Source organism: Ureibacillus sp. FSL E2-3493 (genome assembly GCF_038077515.1).
GTDB lineage: Bacteria > Bacillota > Bacilli > Bacillales_A > Planococcaceae > Ureibacillus > Ureibacillus halotolerans.
The window spans coordinates 2,961,336-2,978,391 of the sequence record NZ_JBBOPK010000001.1; the positions used below are offsets into that span (position 1 = coordinate 2,961,336).

The window sequence follows — 17,056 nt, forward strand, 5'->3', positions numbered from 1 at the left end:
TACTATTGTAACATTTTTCGATTAAAAAAGGACCCTATTCCGCGAACAAACATTCGTGAAAATTGGTCCTTTTATCAAGGTAATTTTTAATTCATTTACTTAAAATGCCCAGTTCCCTTTTCGGAAAATCGGGAGCTCTGTTCCATCAGCTAATATTCCATCGATATCCATTTCGGAGCTTCCAATCATAAAGTCCACATGGGTAATGGAAACATTAATGCCTAAAGATTCTAATTGCCCTTCTTCCAACTCCCGGCCACCTTCGTAACACGTTGGGTATGCTTCCCCGATAGCTAAGTGGTTTGAAGCATTTTCATCAAACAATGTATTGTAATATAAAATTCCCGAAGAAGAAATAGGTGATTCATGTGGCACTAGAGCTACTTCACCTAAGTAAGCTGAACCTTCATCGGAAGTGATTAATTCTTGTAATAATTCATTCCCTACCTCAGCTTTTGCTTCTACAATTTTTCCTTTTTCAAAAGTTAGCGTAAATTCATCGATAATATTTCCTTGGTATGCTAATGGTTTCGTATTGCTTACCGTACCGTTCACACCATATTTCGCAGGTAATGTATACACTTCTTCCGTCGGCATATTGGCAATAAATGTTGTATTGTCCGGCGTTTTACTACTACCTGATACCCATAAATGTTTATCTGGAAGCTCAATCGTTAAATCTGTTCCAGGGGCTTTATAATGTAATTTAACAAATTTCTTTTCATTTAATTGGGCTGCACGGCTTTCTAGATTATTAACATGTTCGTGCCATTTTTCAACGGCATTCCCTTCGCCGATTCGAACGGTTTTGAAAATTGCTTCCCATAAAGCGGCCATTTGATCTTCTTCAGGTAAATCTGGGAACACTTTTGCTGCCCATTTTTTCGAAGGAACCGCAATAATGGACCAAGCAATCTCATCATTCATCACTGCTTTACGATAACGAACTAATGCATTTCCTGAAGCCTTTTGTTGAGCTGAAAGTCGAGAAGTTGGTACACCTGCTAGTAAATCGGGATCTTCTGCATCAATCCATAAAAGCGCACCTTTACGTTCAATTAATTCATCACGTTGGGCGACAATCCACTTTGGAAATTGACTAAATTCTTCCTCTGCCCCTAATTCATAAAATGCTCGGGTAAAAACAGGATCACTTAAGTTCACTTGAACTCTTCCAGCTCCTGCCTCATAAGCTTTTTTTACAACGATACGAGTAAAATCAAGGGTATCAGTGGAAGTATTAATAAGTAAGTATTGCCCTTTTTGAATGTTCACTCCTACTTTTACTGCTAATTCGGCATATTGTTCCAATTTCTCTTCAAAAGTCATGTCATTTCCCTCTCTTTTGTGAAACTGTTTTTGAATTCCCTTCGACTACCTTTCCTTGGTACCAAACTTTTTGAACTGGTTTTACATTTAATTCACGCGTTAACTTTTTATACGTTTTTTCATCCTTGTAAGAAAGCAATGTCATTACTTCACCATCAGCACCTGCTCGACCAGTACGACCTGAACGATGGGTATATTGTTCCATCGTGCGAGGAACATCTACATGGATTACATGGGTTAACCCTTCAATATCTAATCCACGGGCAGCGATATCTGTCGCAATTAAAATACGTGAATCCCCTTTTCTAAAAGCATCAAGGGCTTTTTTTCGTTCTTCTTTTTTCATATCGGAATGTAATGTTACGACTTTAGCATCCCGATATTTTAATTTTGTTTCTTTCATTAACACTTGGTCAATGTTATTAACGAACGCTAAACCGCGCAAACCTTCGATATTTGAAAGCCTTCTAAGCATATCGGTTTTATCCCGCTCATCTATTTTTATAAAGGAATGAACGACTTTTCCTACTTGCACCATATCCTCAGGTTTAATCTCAATTAAAACAGGTTCAAACATCATACGGCTTGCCACAAGCTTAATTTCGTCGGTAATTGTTGCTGATACAACGACAACTTGTCTTCCGTACGCAGCACCTTCTATAAAGGATTTGACAATCACACGATATTCTCTGCTAAGTAATTGGTCACATTCATCAAGTACGACCATTTGAATTTCTTTTAGTTTTAATTTATTCGCCCGAGCCAGTTCATTTAAACGACCTGGTGTTCCAACTACAATCGTTGGTTTTTTCTTCAGTTTTTCAATTTGTCGTGCAGAGTTTGCTCCACCGATTAATTGCTGAACTGTAATATCCGTTCCAGCTGTCCATTCACGGATTACTTCAACGATTTGCATAGCTAATTCTTGAGATGGAGCGACAATTAAAGCTTGGGTTTGTTTTTTGCTTCCATCTACTTTATTTAATATCGGGAGAACATATGCCAGCGTTTTCCCTGATCCCGTTGGTGATTCTGCTACGATATCTTTACCATCAAGCATTGCCGGAATCATTTCATCCTGGACTTTCATTGTTGTTTCAAATTTCCATTTACTTTGTAATGTTTCATTCAATAAATTAATTACAGACATTTACGTTTACCTACCTTAAGTTACTTGCGTTTAGTGTACCATATTATTGCAGAAATACTCGAAAATTCAACATTCTTTATACGTTTTAATAATATCTGGCGAAAAATGACTAAATCTTCCTACATCTAAGAAGAAAAACAGCTAGCCCCATAGTAATTTTGAGACTAGCTGTACTTTAAATCATTAACGAAAACACTCTATTTAACGAGCAGTTTTACATTTCGGACAAACTAATAAATTGGAATTCATTTGAGACCCACAGTTTCTGCAAATGACCAATGTCATACTTTTATTCGTTTCTGCATTCGTTATTTTGTTTAATTGCTTTGATAGTTTTTTAACCTTACTAAAAAGGATGAAAATTAAAATGAAGGCAATTACACTTAAAACGATACTGACGATATTAAGTATTAAATTTAGCTCCATAGCATTACCTCCATCTATTCTTGAGCTTCTTCAGTTGGTCGATTGCGTAATATGAACCAACCACCACTTGCTAATAATAGCAAGCCTCCTCCGCCTAATAAACCATAGAATAACGGCTTATTATTAAACCAGCGAACGAATAAATTTTTCGTAACAAGCAAGTTTTCCACGGCAAGTTCCGTTTCATTTCCTGCTTTATCTACCGCCGAAATTTGAACATCTTGAGTTTTCGTCGAATTATTCATATAGAAGGAATAATTTCCTTCAATGATGTCATATTCAACTTCTTCATCATTTACGAGAATATGAATATCACCTAATGCTAAGTTATCCACAACGGAAATATTCGACTGTTTCTTATCAACAGGATATTGCTGATCGTCTTCAATATCGAGTGGTGTAATGACCGGCTTTGTTTTATCCATAAAGAAGACAATCTCTGCCTCTTTTGATGAATCCGTCGTGTCATTTATATTACCAGCCATATCTTTTGAGTAGAGCGATACATTATATTTCCCGTCATTTACAAATAACTTTTTATCGATGACGTATTCATATACGCTCCATTTTCCGTTACCGCCCGAATGGGAAACGGCATAATCTGTTCCTTCAGCTAACGTTGTTGGAGAACCATTTTTTGCAAGTTTCACTTGGACTGTTTCCCTTGCTAAGTTATCCACATTAATTTCTTGAACGACGATGTCGATTTCCTTATTAATATAGCCGTTAATTATTTTTTGAACATCTTCGGAGAATAAGTAATTGGAACCGAATCGATTGACAGAATACATAATCGTTTGTTTCGTTTCATTACCAGCCATATCACGAACAGTAGCTGTTAATGTATAAATATCATCGTTTTCTTCAACCTTTTCGAAATTCGCCACGATAATGCTTTGACCGTTTTGTACATCTGCTTTCGTTGCTTTAAATTGTACTTCTCCTCGGTTCGCACCAACAAGTGATACCGAGACACCTTCTGCATTAAAGTTTGTATCGGAATACGTAATAACTGGACTTACCTTATCAGCATAGGCTACTTGATTTTCGACACCTGTAATTTTCAGCTCTGGCGCAGTTTGGTCAATCACAAATTCGTCCATTACATAATCCTTCGCTTCATTACCAGCCATATCCATAAAATCAATGTCAAATGTGTAATGACCATCTTGACTATAATTAATTACCGCTGTGTACACATCTCCACTGCGAGACCAGCCACCAACTACTGGCGCTTGTTTTCCAACGCCATTATCACTAGCTGAACTTGTAATTCGTACTCGACTTGGATCAAAATTATGTTCCTTCACAGATATAGTAGCAGTACGAGCCGAATTATAGTATTTTCCATTAACAGGTTCACTTGAACTGCTATAAGTTACATTCACTTCTGGCACTGTCTTATCAATTGTGAATTCATCTGCTGCATAATCTGCCGCTTTATTATTGGCTAAATCTTTATAGTCAATATCAAATGTATAGTCCCCATCTGCCGTATAGGCAATTCGTGCTACATGCTTAGATTGGTCTGGATTTTCTGCGTTATAAGAAGTTGTCCAGCCAGTTAGCTTTGGTATAACGCCGTCTGAATTTTGAATGGATGCCAGTACATCATCGGCATTAAAGTTTCGCTCAGTAATCGTAATTGTTGCTGTACGATTTTCATTATAGTAATCATTATTTTGTGGATCCGGTGAATTATTGTCATAAACAACTTCGATAGTCGGTGTTGACTTATCTATACTGAATTGGATTTTTTCAGTAGATGTATGACCAGCTCTATCCTTCATCTTCACATTCAACACAATATCATTACTATTATTTTTCACAACAATATTTTTTGTCATTTCATAGACTAAGTTCTTCTCAGTAGAAGTTTTTGACCAACCTTCTTTTGCCCCTGATAATGAACCATCATTTTGAATAACCATTTTTCCTGATTGGTTATTTTTTGTATCATATTTGGATACGACAGACCATTCAATCTCCGCAATTCCTGAATACGTATCGACGATTGACAGAGAAATCGGAACATCTTTGTTATATAAATCTTGTCCAGATTTCGTTTTTAACGTTGTATTAGGCTTTTCAATGTTAATATGAGTCTCTTTTTCATGTTGAGCTGCTGATTCAACAACCGTACCGTCTGGAGAAAAAGATTTTCCTGTATTTGTTACTTTATCTGTCGGAATTGCATAAATTTGACCTTTAAAGTTTTTCGGTACTTTAATAACAATTTGACTGTTTGTTTTAATTGGTGCAATTTGTCCAATTTGTGCTTTTGAAATTTCTTTTAATGAACCATTCTTTTGAACTGCATAATATTTTCCATTTTCAAAATCGTGTAAGTACGCTTTGATAGATTGTAAGCCACTCGTTTTTTCGTTTTTCACTTGTGGGTCATATGCTTTTACAATGACTTGTGTCTCTTCTTTAAAGTAAAATCCGTATTCATTAATTTCTACTACATTTTTTAATTCTTTCGTAGAATCAACAGCTACAAAGTTACCATTAGAAGTTTTCGTTAAAAATCGGTACTCATCAACGACTGGATTTGTAATATCTTTATAAATTGTCGTTTCTTTCTTATAGGTATTTCCTGCGTTATCTTCCACATACACGGAAATATGATAAGAACCATCTTCATTGATTGGAATTTCACTTGTTTTCAATTCATAAACTTGTTCTTCTGTTAGTTTACTATCATTCGAAGAAAAGTCTTTCATCAATTGATGCTCATTTACTTTGATGTCTACTTTATTTAATCCTGATTCCGCGTCTTTTGCTGAAACTTTAAATACCACATCACCATTGTATATCGATTGATCATTTGCAATAACACCTTTATTTGGGATGATATCGATATTGGCTACTGGCGCTACATCTTCAATTTGTACGTAACCCGTAATAGATGCCATATTGGAATTATCCGTATTAATTAAAGCTCTTGTTTCATGGTTTGTATAATCCGTCAAAATGACTTCTATTGTCCCTTCATAGGAAGAGTCCTCAATAATAAATGTATTATTTTCTTTCGCCACATCCGAATCTACAAGTTCAATCGTTTTTCCTTCGTCTGAACCGACTAATTTGACTTCTTTAATCCCCGAGCCGTTTTCGTTATCTTTTGAATGAACTTTAATTTTAATTTTTTCATTAAAGAAAGTACCGAAAGTTAAGAAATTAATCGCTTTACCAATAGCACCATCGTTTACTGTAGATAATGTAATCGCAGGTTCTCCATCTAATTGAGGTGCCTCTTTATCAATATAAACTGTTTTTTCGAGCTCTGATTGATTGCCTGCATTATCCTCAACTATAACGGATAACTCATAGGAACCATCGTCACTAACATTCAAATCTTTAGTATTGATTGTATAAACTTGTTCAGTCGTTTTCTCTGAATAGTTATAAGACTGGATTTCTTTACCATTTATTAAAAGATCAACTTTATGAATACCAGCTTCTACATCATTCGTTTCTACTTTAAATGTGACATCTTGGCTGTAATACTCTTTTCCATTCAAGTTGATATTCGTTGTTTTTTCTGGCATATCAATCGTCGCTTTGATTTCAGGCGCTTTTTTATCAAATACGATACTACCTTCTTCATCAGCTAGATTTGAGTTCGTATTATTTATTAAAGCTGTGTATTCATTACCTAAATAATCTTTTAACGTAATATTGAATGCCCCTTCAAATTGATCAGCATCAATTGTAAAGGTAACTTTTTCATTATCTTCCGTAGCATCCGTTTTAACTATTTCAACGTCACCGCTTGCACTTGTTATTTCTATCGTTTCGATACCTGAACCTTTTTCAGTATCAGCCGATTGAACGACAATTTTCACTTTTTCATTAAAGAAAGCACCGAAGGTAATAATATTTAAAAACTCCGCAAAGGATCCGTCATTTTCTTTTGTAAATAATATTTTATCTGTTAGTTGTGGAGCTGTTTTGTCTATATAGACTGTTTTTGTTGATGTCGTTTTATTACCGGCATTATCGACGGTCTCAACTTCTACCTGAAATTCTCCATCGTCAAGCGTATAGTTAGAAGTATTAATAACTGTATTAAAGCTTTTCGTAATTTGAGTATCGAAGTTCGCATTTTCTAGTGGAATCACTTCACCATTTACTTTCACTTCAACACTTCTAATTCCTGCCCCTACATCTTCAATTGAAATTGGTAATTCAAAATTGTCTTTATAATAATGATGTTCATCTCTTACGTAATTCGCTTCAGGTGCCTTCATTTCAACAACTGGAGCATCTTTATCTAAGACAATTTTTCCATCTTCATTTAATAGGTTGGAATTGGCATCTGTCACTTGAATTTCTTCCGTTGTGTTATTGTTATTATCTTTTAAAATTACCGAAAGACTTCCATCAACAATTTCATCTACAGAATCGACTTCAAACGTATAGACTGTTCCATCCTCAGACACCGATTTTGTTTCGATTTCTGCATCTTCATCTGAAGATTTTAACTGTACTTCTTTTACCCCTGATTGTGAGTCTTCTGTATTTACAGTTACTTCAAATTTTTCTGAGAAAAATGCACCAAATGTTAAAAAACGAATAAACCCTTCAATCGCATTTGTTTCGTCTTGAACGATGTTAATAGCGGCTTTTTCTCCAAGAAGGGAAGGTGCAGTCGTATCGACATTCACATGAACAATTTCAGTTGTCTTATTGCCAGCCTTATCCGTTACTTGTATTTCATATTTGGCTGAAGTTTTCATCATCTCTTCTGGAATATTAAAAGTAAACTCATTTGTATCAGCGTTATATGTTGCATCGGCAAAAGCAGTTTCTGTTTCACTTACTAAACGATATTGAACTGTGGCAACATCCGAAGCATAACTTATACCTTGATAATCTTGCGGTTCATTATTAATCAAACCAGATACTTTTGTAACCGAACTATGCCAAATGTCTCCTTCTTCTGATTCATAACGGTTTTCACCAGAAATATCAATTTGTTCAAACTTTGGAGCCTCTGAATCAAAAACAATCGTTAACGGATCGTTTAACTCAAAAGAATTTTTCTTAAAGATAGATGACTTAACAGAAATTTTTTCAATTTTTATATTTTTTGTAATGTTAAATTCTTTCTTATAACTTCCGTTATCTTCTAACTTAAATCTTTTTCCATCTTCGTGTGTAAAGGAAACAACTGCATCCTTTCCTAATAAGTAATACGATTGACTATCTTGTTTACGTAAGCTATCTTCCGATAACCCCGTGACAATAATTTTATTTTCCGTAAGCTGATCAATGATTGTATTTTGTACCGAACTTTCAAGTACTTGTAATTCGATTTCTGTCGTAATATTCAATAATTCGATTTTTAACTCGTTTTCAATATCAGTTTCTGAAACCGTAAAGAATTCACTTGTTAACTCATCTTCTGTTAATATTTCATTGTTATCTACATCTAAAGGTTGTAAAGTCTCCAAGCCTTTTATTATTTTAAAACCTGCGAAGTTCGTATCATCATTATTAAACTTCATTAAAAAGCTAATATTTTGACCGTGTGACACTTTATCTTCTGTTGTTTCAACCGAAATATTGTTGCTGCCCGTTACAACAAACGGATACGTTTTATCTACTAAAGTCGTTTTTACGTTTACATTTTGTTGAACTTTTTCAAACGTATAAGTTAACTTTGTTACTTGCTCTTCATATGTTTCTACACTAACATCATCTGAATCAATCAGTTCTGTTTCATCTACTACGAAACTACTAATCACCTTAGATGTTTCAGTAGGTTGAACTTCTACTTTAATATCTGTATCTGGATTTACTTTAATTAGTTGATTTTCAATCGTAAAATCCGATTCATCCGTATCAATTACATGAACAGTAACATCAGAATTAAATTCGATAAAATAATTTTGGACTGCAAAGGTAACTTCAATTGTTACATCGCTATTATATGAATCAAGCACTTTTTCAAAAGTAGTGACTTCATGCTTTTTCTTCTCAATTTGCAATGGTGTTAACCCTTGTAAAGATGTCTCATCCACTAAAGGAATCGAAGTACCGTTAATTTTAATATCCGAAATATAAGATCCTTTATTCGCATTCGCCTTCAATGTTACTTGGTCATTACTTTTAAACTCAATTGGTTCTGTTGTATCTTGATTATTTAAAGTTACCTGACCGGAAGCTCCATCCTCTTCATTGGATGTTACTGAATATTGATATGTTACTACCTCTTCACCAGTACCTGGTTCCGTTGGAGTTGTTTCCCCTTCACCTGGTGTTTGCTCTGTTGGGGTAGTGTCCCCTTCTTCTGGTGTCGGTTCGGTTGGAGTACTCTCTCCTTCTTCTGGAGTTGGTTCTGCTGGGGTAGTTTCCCCTTCTTCAGGAGTTGGTTCTGTAACAGTTGGGTCCCCTTGTTCTGTAGTCGGTTCGATTAGAGCAACTTCCCCTTGTTCTGTCGTTGGCTCTGTCGGGGTAACTTCGCCTTCATTGGTGGACTCATTTGTAGTATCCTGCTCTTCAACAGCTTCTGCCGAAATAATTTGTGATACCAAATAAAATGGCATATTATAAGTTACTAAAGTAACAGCAACTAAGAGGTAAAATACTTTTGTTAATAAGTTAGTTCGTTTCCTTTCGTCCACTTTCTTTTACACCTCCAATAGTTTCATTTGTATGTACTGTTATTACTTCTTTTTCTAGTACAAACTCTTCATGAATATCTTCTGTCGTATTATTTAATTTCGTTATTCCTTCGTCTAAAACGGTCGTACCGCCGTCATGTAATGCAGTTGTCCCATATTGTGCACCAAGTACGGTCGTTTCCTCGATAAGAATAGGAAGTTCATTACTTGCTAATAATGTTGTTTCTTCTACTAAAAGTTCCGTTTCATCTCCAACGAAAACTTCTTGGGCTGTTGATGTTTTAGCTGTCGGTGTATTGAATTGCTGCTTTTTGTCCCCTCTAGTAACTGGACTATTTGTAGAAACCGGATCGTATTGGGTAACCCTTGAATAATTTCGATGGGCATTTTCAGTACTTTCCCGAATCTCACGAATTTTTCTTTCAGCCGTTTTACCTGTTAAATCATTATAAATAGCGAGAATACCCATTTTATAAAACATAATAATTGCCACTATTAATAAGAGCCCTCCAAGGGAGTATCCTACAATGGACAAAGTAAACCATATTTGTGCATCCATGTAATCGTCTCCTCTCTATTGCTCAATAAAGGCAGTATCAATCGCTTTAACTACTTCGTCAAAACGGCTAGTAATACTTTCCTTTAAGTTAATCGTTTTATCCGTCGATACATCTAATTCGTCCACTAAGGAACGCACAGTATGAAATACTTCTAATAAATCTTCTTTTTCAATGCCGTCACTTGCAAATTTTCGTACTTCATTTTCTAAAGCATTCGTAATAAGCTTATAAACTTCCAACTTCACTATTTCACTTTCATTTTTATTTTCGATAGTGAAATCGAGAAGGGCTTCGATATTTTCCCAATATTCTTTATACATTCCTTGATCTGACGCTTCTTCAACCTTCAAATTAACTTCTTCATGGAAAGTAGCAATAGATTCATAGATTTTAGCTTGGGCATAGTGCTCATTTTCCGGATCTTCTACTACGTCAGAAAACCATGTTTTTGCAGCTTTAATTCTAGTTAGCTGATTATCGTCTGTATTCTCTGACCCATAATCATAGTAATACCAATATGTTTTACCAATTTCATAGGCTAAATCGCTATAATGATCTGTTTCTACTAATTCAGCTAAGTTACGATTAATTTTTTTCTTCAGTATTTGTTCTTCCTCAATTTGAAAGCTTGCATCATCTTTAAAGGTTGTTAGTAATGCATAATAGGCTTCATGTTTTTCTGGTTTAATATCGATAGCTTTTTCATAATAATTGATTTTTTGTTCCTGCGTCGTAGCAGTATCCCCTAAATCTAAGTTTACTTCGTAATCATTGTTTACTTTTTGGGCGTTCATAACTTGGGCAAATGCACCAAAAACTATTGAAAATACAGCAGCAGCTGAAACGATTCCAAAGCGCTTTAATTTCTTTTTTTGGTTTTGACGATACGTATCATCAACTTCGTCATATCGCTCTAGATCATATAAAAGCTCTGCACAAGATTGATAACGATCATTAGGATTTGCTTCCGTACATTTTAAAATAATTTTCTCTAGTCCGCTTGAAAGTATTGGATTTAATTCTCGAATGGGAACTCCTCCATAGGGCTCCTCAGCTGGACTTCTTCCTGTTACTAAATGGTACAAAGTCATTCCTAGACAGTATATATCCGTCCGTGCATCTGTCTGTCCATGGGAACCAAATTGTTCGGGCGCAGCATAACCTCTAGTACCTAAATTGACCGTGTCGCCAACTTTATTTTCTTTGTACTCACGTGCGATCCCAAAGTCGATTAACTTTAACTGTCCGTCCGGCTTTAACATGATGTTACCTGGCTTCATATCACGGTAAATAATTGGTGGGTTACACGTATGTAAATAATCTAGTACGTTACATAGTTGTTTAGCCCATTCAATAACTTGTTCTTGAGGCTGTGCATTACCATTTTCCAATAATTTACTTAAAGGTTCCCCTTCAATGTAATCCATTACTACATAGATTACGTCTTTTTCTTGAATAATGTCTACAATACGAGGAAGAGCTGGATGATCTAGACGTTTCATCATATCTGCTTCATCGAGTGCGGCCTTTAAATTCACTTCACTAAAACCGTTCTTATTGATTCGACTAATTTCCTTTATAGCCCATTGTTTGTTCAAGCGGGAGTCCATCGCTAAATAAACTTTGGACATACCACCTTGTCCAATCATTCTTAAAATCTCATATTTGTTATCAATAATTCGATTCATTGAAGCCAATCTATTTTCCACCTTTAATCTACTTTTATTAAAATAATTGAAATATTATCCGTTTCATTGCGAACTTTATTTAATTCAACTAATTCAATCGCTTTATTTTTCATTTGTTGCTCCGTCATTAACTTTTCTGGGGCAAAGGCTTGATAGATTTCCTCTTTTGAAATCATATGTCTAAAGCCGTCCGAACAAAGCATGAACACTGTATGTAATGTTGGTATTCCTGATATAAACTGTGGTTCTACAACTCGAGACGCCCCTAAACATTGTAAAAGTACATTTCTTCTCGGATCTTTTTCAGCTTGTTCTGGGGTTAAGTTTTTTCTTTGAACTTCTCTATTCACTAATGTTTGATCTTCTGTTAACAATTCTAATTTGGAATCAATTTTATATACTCGTGTATCTCCAACGTGGCCAATTAAGAAAAAGTGTTCATCAATAATTAATAACCCCGAAAAAGTAGTACCAAGGTTAATATTTAACCTTTTTCCATATTCTCCGATTCGTTGGTTTTGCTCTTTTAAAAGTAAGTTCCATCTAGCTTGAATTTCATTCCAATTATGATTTTGTAAAAGTGGAGGTAGATCGTTGTCAAACCATTTGGAAAAGGCGGAAATAACCGTTGCACTTGCTAATTCGCCCTTTTCCAATCCACCCATCCCATCACAAACAACCGCTAATACGACTTTCCCAACAGAAGTTTGCGCTACTTTTAGTAAGAGACTATCTTGATTTGTTTGCTTCCTTATGCCTACATCAGTATGTAAAGCGGTCAATACTTGCATCTATTCTTCCACCTTTGTTTATATGGAAAATAAAAATTCTTCATTTCCAAATTTAAGATTTGTTCCTGCGAAAATTTCCATTTCACTTTCAGGCAAGATGGCCAATCCTTCAACAAAGGTTTTATTTGTAGAATGACAATCAACAATATAAAACCGATTGTTTCTACGAATGATTTTCGCATGGTATCGACTTATTGCCTTATTATCAGAAATGACAAAATCACATTGGGAAGGATCTTTTCCAATTTTAAACTCATCCCGATCAATAATGACTTTTTCTTGCGTACTTTTTCGTTGTAGGTAGGCAACTATATCTCGTTCTAGCTCTTCAGAACCTAAAACGGTTGTGCCTTCGAGTTCATCTGAGTTGCCTAATACGGTAGTTTCACTAAAGGTTTCGGTTGAGCTTTCTTCATTTAAAGACACGAATGTGTGAGCAACTGGTGGTACAACTTTCACTGGATGACCACAACTGATGCAAAATTTTGCACTAGGAACGAGACTAGTACCACATTCCATACAAAAGATTGTTTTTGGAGGCATTTCTTGGAGGCTCGTTACACTTTTGTTCGTCGAAAAAGCTTCCCGTTGCTTATTCAAATCCTTGTTTCGCTGAATAGGGTTATAAGCTATACTCACCGGCTCTTTCGGCACAGGTTTTTGAACTACTTTGTCTTCATTTACTAACTCCATTGATTTCCCCGAAATTTCAAAGAACATCCGCTCAAATCTTTGTAAAGAAAATGGTTGATTGTTTTTAAAAAACTCAAAATAGCGAGTCGTGTAGTCATGATTTTCCGTACTAGCTAATAAGCATTGATGTAAAAACTCTTGAAAAAATCCTTTTACTGATAAAGGGTTATGATTATTTACTAATGGTAATAAAATTGCTTGCATTTCCATTGTTGTAGGGTTAATAAATACATAATCGAAATCCAACAATATGTTTTCAGGATTCGAGTGGATTTCTTCACTGCCCTTAATGATTTCGATTAACTCCTCAACAATTTTAAAAAATTGATGCTTCCAAATAATACGTTTTAAATAAATCTTTAATGGCAACATTTGATTTACTTCAAAAATCAATTGACTATATTTTTTCGTTATTTCATAACGACCCGCTATAAACTTTTGATGATGATTAATCATTTCTAATTGACGTTGATTAATATCTTCACTTTCAACGAGTTTAGCAGTTACTAAATAACCATTTGGAGTTTGTTTTAAATTTGTTATTGCCATTATAATTCTCCTTCAAATGAAAGATCTAAATCTTATTTGCTAGATCGATTGCTTTTTCTTGCGCTTTTTTATATTCGCTTGCTGTATATCTTAGTAAGTCTGCATAGGCTTGGAGCGACTTTTGATAAGACACAGTTGTTGAATCGGAATCATCCAATTCATTCCACTGTTTATAAAACTGATTGTAATCCTTACCTTGCCAAACTGTACCTAAAGAAACGACTTCTTGTGTTGCCTTTGCCATTTCACTTTTTTGTAATTTTATATAGCTTTCGATTTCTTTTGCAGCCGATTCGAAGTGATTGTAATTGACTGAGATTTTCCCCATTTTACTCCTCCACTACTTAAATAAGTTCGCTAAAGATTCGTTTGTATCTTCTGTTTGTTTATAGCCATCAGAGATTTGTTGATTTAATATCGTTGAAAAGTTTTGAACAACTTTAAATCGATTCGAATGGAAGTCATTTTTAATCGAATAAAATTTCGTAATAACCGCATCGGCTGCAGCACTTTCCCAATTGGAATTTAGCGACTTTATTTTTTGCTCCGCATCGGATATGCCGCTATGGATTGCCTTATTACAAGACGAGATATTGCTAGCAATTTTCTTTACTTTATCAACATCTACAATAATTTGCTCTGACATGGAGACCCTCCTAAATCATCGTTTTACCATTCAATAACATTTCCAACTTTTGTTGACGTTCCCGTTCTTTTCGTTTTTCTTCTCTTCGAACTTCTTTTATATGATCTAGATGTTTAATAGAAGCTTCGCATTCTTCTATAAAATCTTGTAATTTACTTGAACATTGTTCGGCACCAATTCCTTTGAAATTACTACCGATACCGCTGGCAATACTTTCAAGTTCATTAATGATGCTCCGTAATTCCGATTGCATTTGGCCTAAACTTCTACCCATGTATTGTTCACTCCTTATACACGACTTAAAATATTTTTTTCCGCTTTTTCAAAAGCATCGGCAGTGCCGTCTAAGTAGTTAATACACTGTTGAACTTTCCTTTGTGAGGGGAAATTATTCGCTTTAATAGCGCTTATTACCGCAGGAAGGGACTCACTAAAGATTAAGCTTGTCATATCACTATCTAATTCGGCTAATCGAGATTTTACCTTCGATAAACGATTTGCATAGTTTCTTAGTGAATTCGTATCTAATTGTATATAAGGTGTTGCAACTGCTTTTGTTATACCAAATAAATCTTGGAAAAATCCTCCTGCTTTATTGATAATATCGATGGCGCTATCAATGACACTTGCAATTTGCTTTCCAGTCCACTGAACCGCTTCACCTATTTGATTAGCAATCCCTTTGATCATATTAATTGTAAACTCTGCGATTGTTTCAACTAAAACTACACCTATAAAAGCAATGGCTGCTCTTATCGCAATTTGAACGACACCAGCAATGATTGTTCCAACAGCTGCTAAAACTGCTGCAGGTCCAGCTACCAGTAAAGCTCCTCCTACAATGACAATAGCTCCTGCGATAAGCCCTTTGCCAAAATTCGTAAGCCCTTGATCGTTAAAAATTTTCTCTTTGGTCCAAATCGCCGCTACTAGCATTCCACCCAACGTATCTATTAATAGATTTTTAGATACAGTAGGCAATTTATCTACAAAACTAGTAACACTAGCCATTATGCTTTCTTTCTGTTCCTGTTTACCTATAACAAATTGATCTCCATTAAAATCTAAAGTGTCCGTTGAGTGCTCAGCAATTAACGACCCACTATCTTTCCCTTCTGTTTTTAATGTTTGTCTTTCCACAATAGGGATCAAGATTGCCCCTACAATACTCCATTGATAATGTTCAACTTTACCGTTTTCCGCCAAATATTGAATGCGTTCTTGATGTTTTGCAATATAATCTGAAGAATAACCAGGTCCATCTAAGTTATAACCTGCAATGTTAAAATTATTTATCTTCTCATATTGTTCAGCCATAATGGCTGCGTGTACAGCAAGATTGCCACCTAACGAATGACCTGCAAACTCTAACTCTCCGTACTTATCTAAATTTACCTTTTCGTTTAAGTTAGATAAAAATACTTCTACTTGCTGCTGTTGCTTTGTTTGAATATCTGTTACTAATTTAAGGTCCGCTTCATACCAGTCATTTTTCGCATTCCCTAACTCTCCTGGATTTTCACTACCTCGGAAACCAGCTGCATATTCTTCCCCTGTATCGATTAAAACTCCATAGAAGCCACTTTGTTCAGGTTCATTATGATTTTGCACATAGCTAACCTTCCAATCTTCGGCACCTATTTCTGTTAATCTATTTTTCACTCTAGTTAATTCTTCTATTTTTTCATCAGATAAAGTTTCACCTTTAAAATTTTTACCCTCACTAATCATTAAATTTATTTGATCCATGACGTTGTTAGATTCTTCAGCAGTTTCTTTTTTAAAATAAACAAGGTCTTGATAAGCGATATCTGTAACGATTTTTTTCTCGTAATCAGTTAAAGCCATTAATTAGTCCCTCCACCCAGGCTATTATTAATTTCTTCATCGGATTCTACGAAGCCATTTTCCGTTAATTCAACAAAAACTGTACTATCATAGTCATAACTTTCTAAATCAGAAGGGACTATATTGACTACTTTCGCTAAAGTTTCATTCACCTTTTTATATTCATCATCATTGAATAGCCAATACGTTGCAGAAATAGAAGGGCCATTAAACTGATTGTAGGATTGCTGTACAATCGTTTTTAACTTCTCCGCTGTAATGCTTTCATCATTTTTCATGACGATTTCTACATGAACATACTCGGATTTCGATTTTTCTAGATAGTCTTCAATCGTCATATCTTTCGTAATTTCAACAGATTGTTTTGGATGAATTCTTATCCACGAGGAAGCATCTAAGCCTTGACCTTCAATCGCTTTATTAAAAACCGATGCAAATTTATTCATTAACAACATCTCTGGGTAATTTTCAACAATGTTCTCTGAAGTATCCATTTCGGCAGTAAATAGAATGTCGGAATCTAATGCTTTCACATACGTCGTTACCGTATCATTGCTTTTCGTACCCCAGCGTTCCCCTATATATTGCACTTCAAAGGATTCATTGTATTTTTTTGATAATTTTTCCTCAATAACTTTAGCTGTTTTTTCATTTACATCACTGCACCCTAGCAAACTTAAGATGGAAATGCCCATTACAAATACGCCCACTTTCTTTAATAATTTCCTCATATCATATGCC

13 protein-coding genes are annotated in these 17,056 nt (G+C 35.0%); all 13 read right to left on the reverse strand.

The window, feature by feature from the left end:
* Positions 1–99 precede the first annotated feature (99 nt).
* The gene (locus MHH69_RS15325; RefSeq protein WP_341362664.1) at positions 100–1,329 is read right to left on the reverse strand and encodes an aminopeptidase; all 1,230 of its coding nucleotides are present in this window, start codon (positions 1,327–1,329) and stop codon (positions 100–102) included.
* A gap of 1 nt (position 1,330) precedes the next feature.
* Positions 1,331–2,479: a DEAD/DEAH box helicase gene (locus MHH69_RS15330; RefSeq protein ID WP_341362665.1), complete on the reverse strand. Its 1,149-nt coding sequence runs from the start codon at positions 2,477–2,479 to the stop codon at positions 1,331–1,333.
* 201 nt (positions 2,480–2,680) lie between these two features.
* Positions 2,681–2,905, reverse strand: coding sequence for a hypothetical protein (locus MHH69_RS15335; RefSeq protein WP_122971546.1), 225 nt, complete (start codon positions 2,903–2,905; stop codon positions 2,681–2,683).
* Positions 2,906–2,919: 14 nt separating this feature from the next.
* Entirely contained in the window at positions 2,920–9,540 is a 6,621-nt protein-coding gene (locus tag MHH69_RS15340) for an Ig-like domain repeat protein (RefSeq protein ID WP_341362666.1), read from the reverse strand.
* The gene (locus MHH69_RS15345) at positions 9,518–10,099 is read right to left on the reverse strand and encodes a hypothetical protein (RefSeq protein ID WP_341362667.1); all 582 of its coding nucleotides are present in this window, start codon (positions 10,097–10,099) and stop codon (positions 9,518–9,520) included. The genes MHH69_RS15340 and MHH69_RS15345 overlap by 23 nt, the downstream gene beginning before the upstream one ends.
* Before the next feature lie 15 nt (positions 10,100–10,114).
* The gene (locus MHH69_RS15350; protein WP_341362987.1) at positions 10,115–11,788 is read right to left on the reverse strand and encodes a serine/threonine protein kinase; all 1,674 of its coding nucleotides are present in this window, start codon (positions 11,786–11,788) and stop codon (positions 10,115–10,117) included.
* Between the two features lie 23 nt (positions 11,789–11,811).
* Positions 11,812–12,579: a PP2C family protein-serine/threonine phosphatase gene (locus MHH69_RS15355; RefSeq protein ID WP_122971542.1), complete on the reverse strand. Its 768-nt coding sequence runs from the start codon at positions 12,577–12,579 to the stop codon at positions 11,812–11,814.
* Between the two features lie 18 nt (positions 12,580–12,597).
* Complete coding sequence (locus MHH69_RS15360; RefSeq protein WP_341362668.1) at positions 12,598–13,821, reverse strand: FHA domain-containing protein; 1,224 nt, start codon at positions 13,819–13,821, stop codon at positions 12,598–12,600.
* Between the two features lie 25 nt (positions 13,822–13,846).
* Positions 13,847–14,149 carry a WXG100 family type VII secretion target gene (locus MHH69_RS15365; RefSeq protein WP_122971540.1) on the reverse strand — a complete coding sequence of 101 codons (303 nt, stop codon included), beginning with the start codon at positions 14,147–14,149 and terminating at the stop codon, positions 13,847–13,849.
* A gap of 12 nt (positions 14,150–14,161) precedes the next feature.
* Positions 14,162–14,467 (reverse strand): WXG100 family type VII secretion target, encoded by a 306-nt coding sequence (locus MHH69_RS15370; protein WP_122971539.1) that lies wholly within the window; start codon positions 14,465–14,467, stop codon positions 14,162–14,164.
* A 10-nt stretch (positions 14,468–14,477) separates the two neighbouring features.
* Positions 14,478–14,741 carry a hypothetical protein gene (locus MHH69_RS15375; protein ID WP_191707387.1) on the reverse strand — a complete coding sequence of 88 codons (264 nt, stop codon included), beginning with the start codon at positions 14,739–14,741 and terminating at the stop codon, positions 14,478–14,480.
* Between the two features lie 14 nt (positions 14,742–14,755).
* Positions 14,756–16,315, reverse strand: coding sequence for an Mbeg1-like protein (locus MHH69_RS15380; RefSeq protein WP_341362669.1), 1,560 nt, complete (start codon positions 16,313–16,315; stop codon positions 14,756–14,758).
* Positions 16,315–17,046, reverse strand: coding sequence for a hypothetical protein (locus tag MHH69_RS15385; RefSeq protein ID WP_341362670.1), 732 nt, complete (start codon positions 17,044–17,046; stop codon positions 16,315–16,317). Before MHH69_RS15385 ends, MHH69_RS15380 begins: the two co-directional genes overlap by 1 nt.
* Positions 17,047–17,056: the final 10 nt, after the last annotated feature.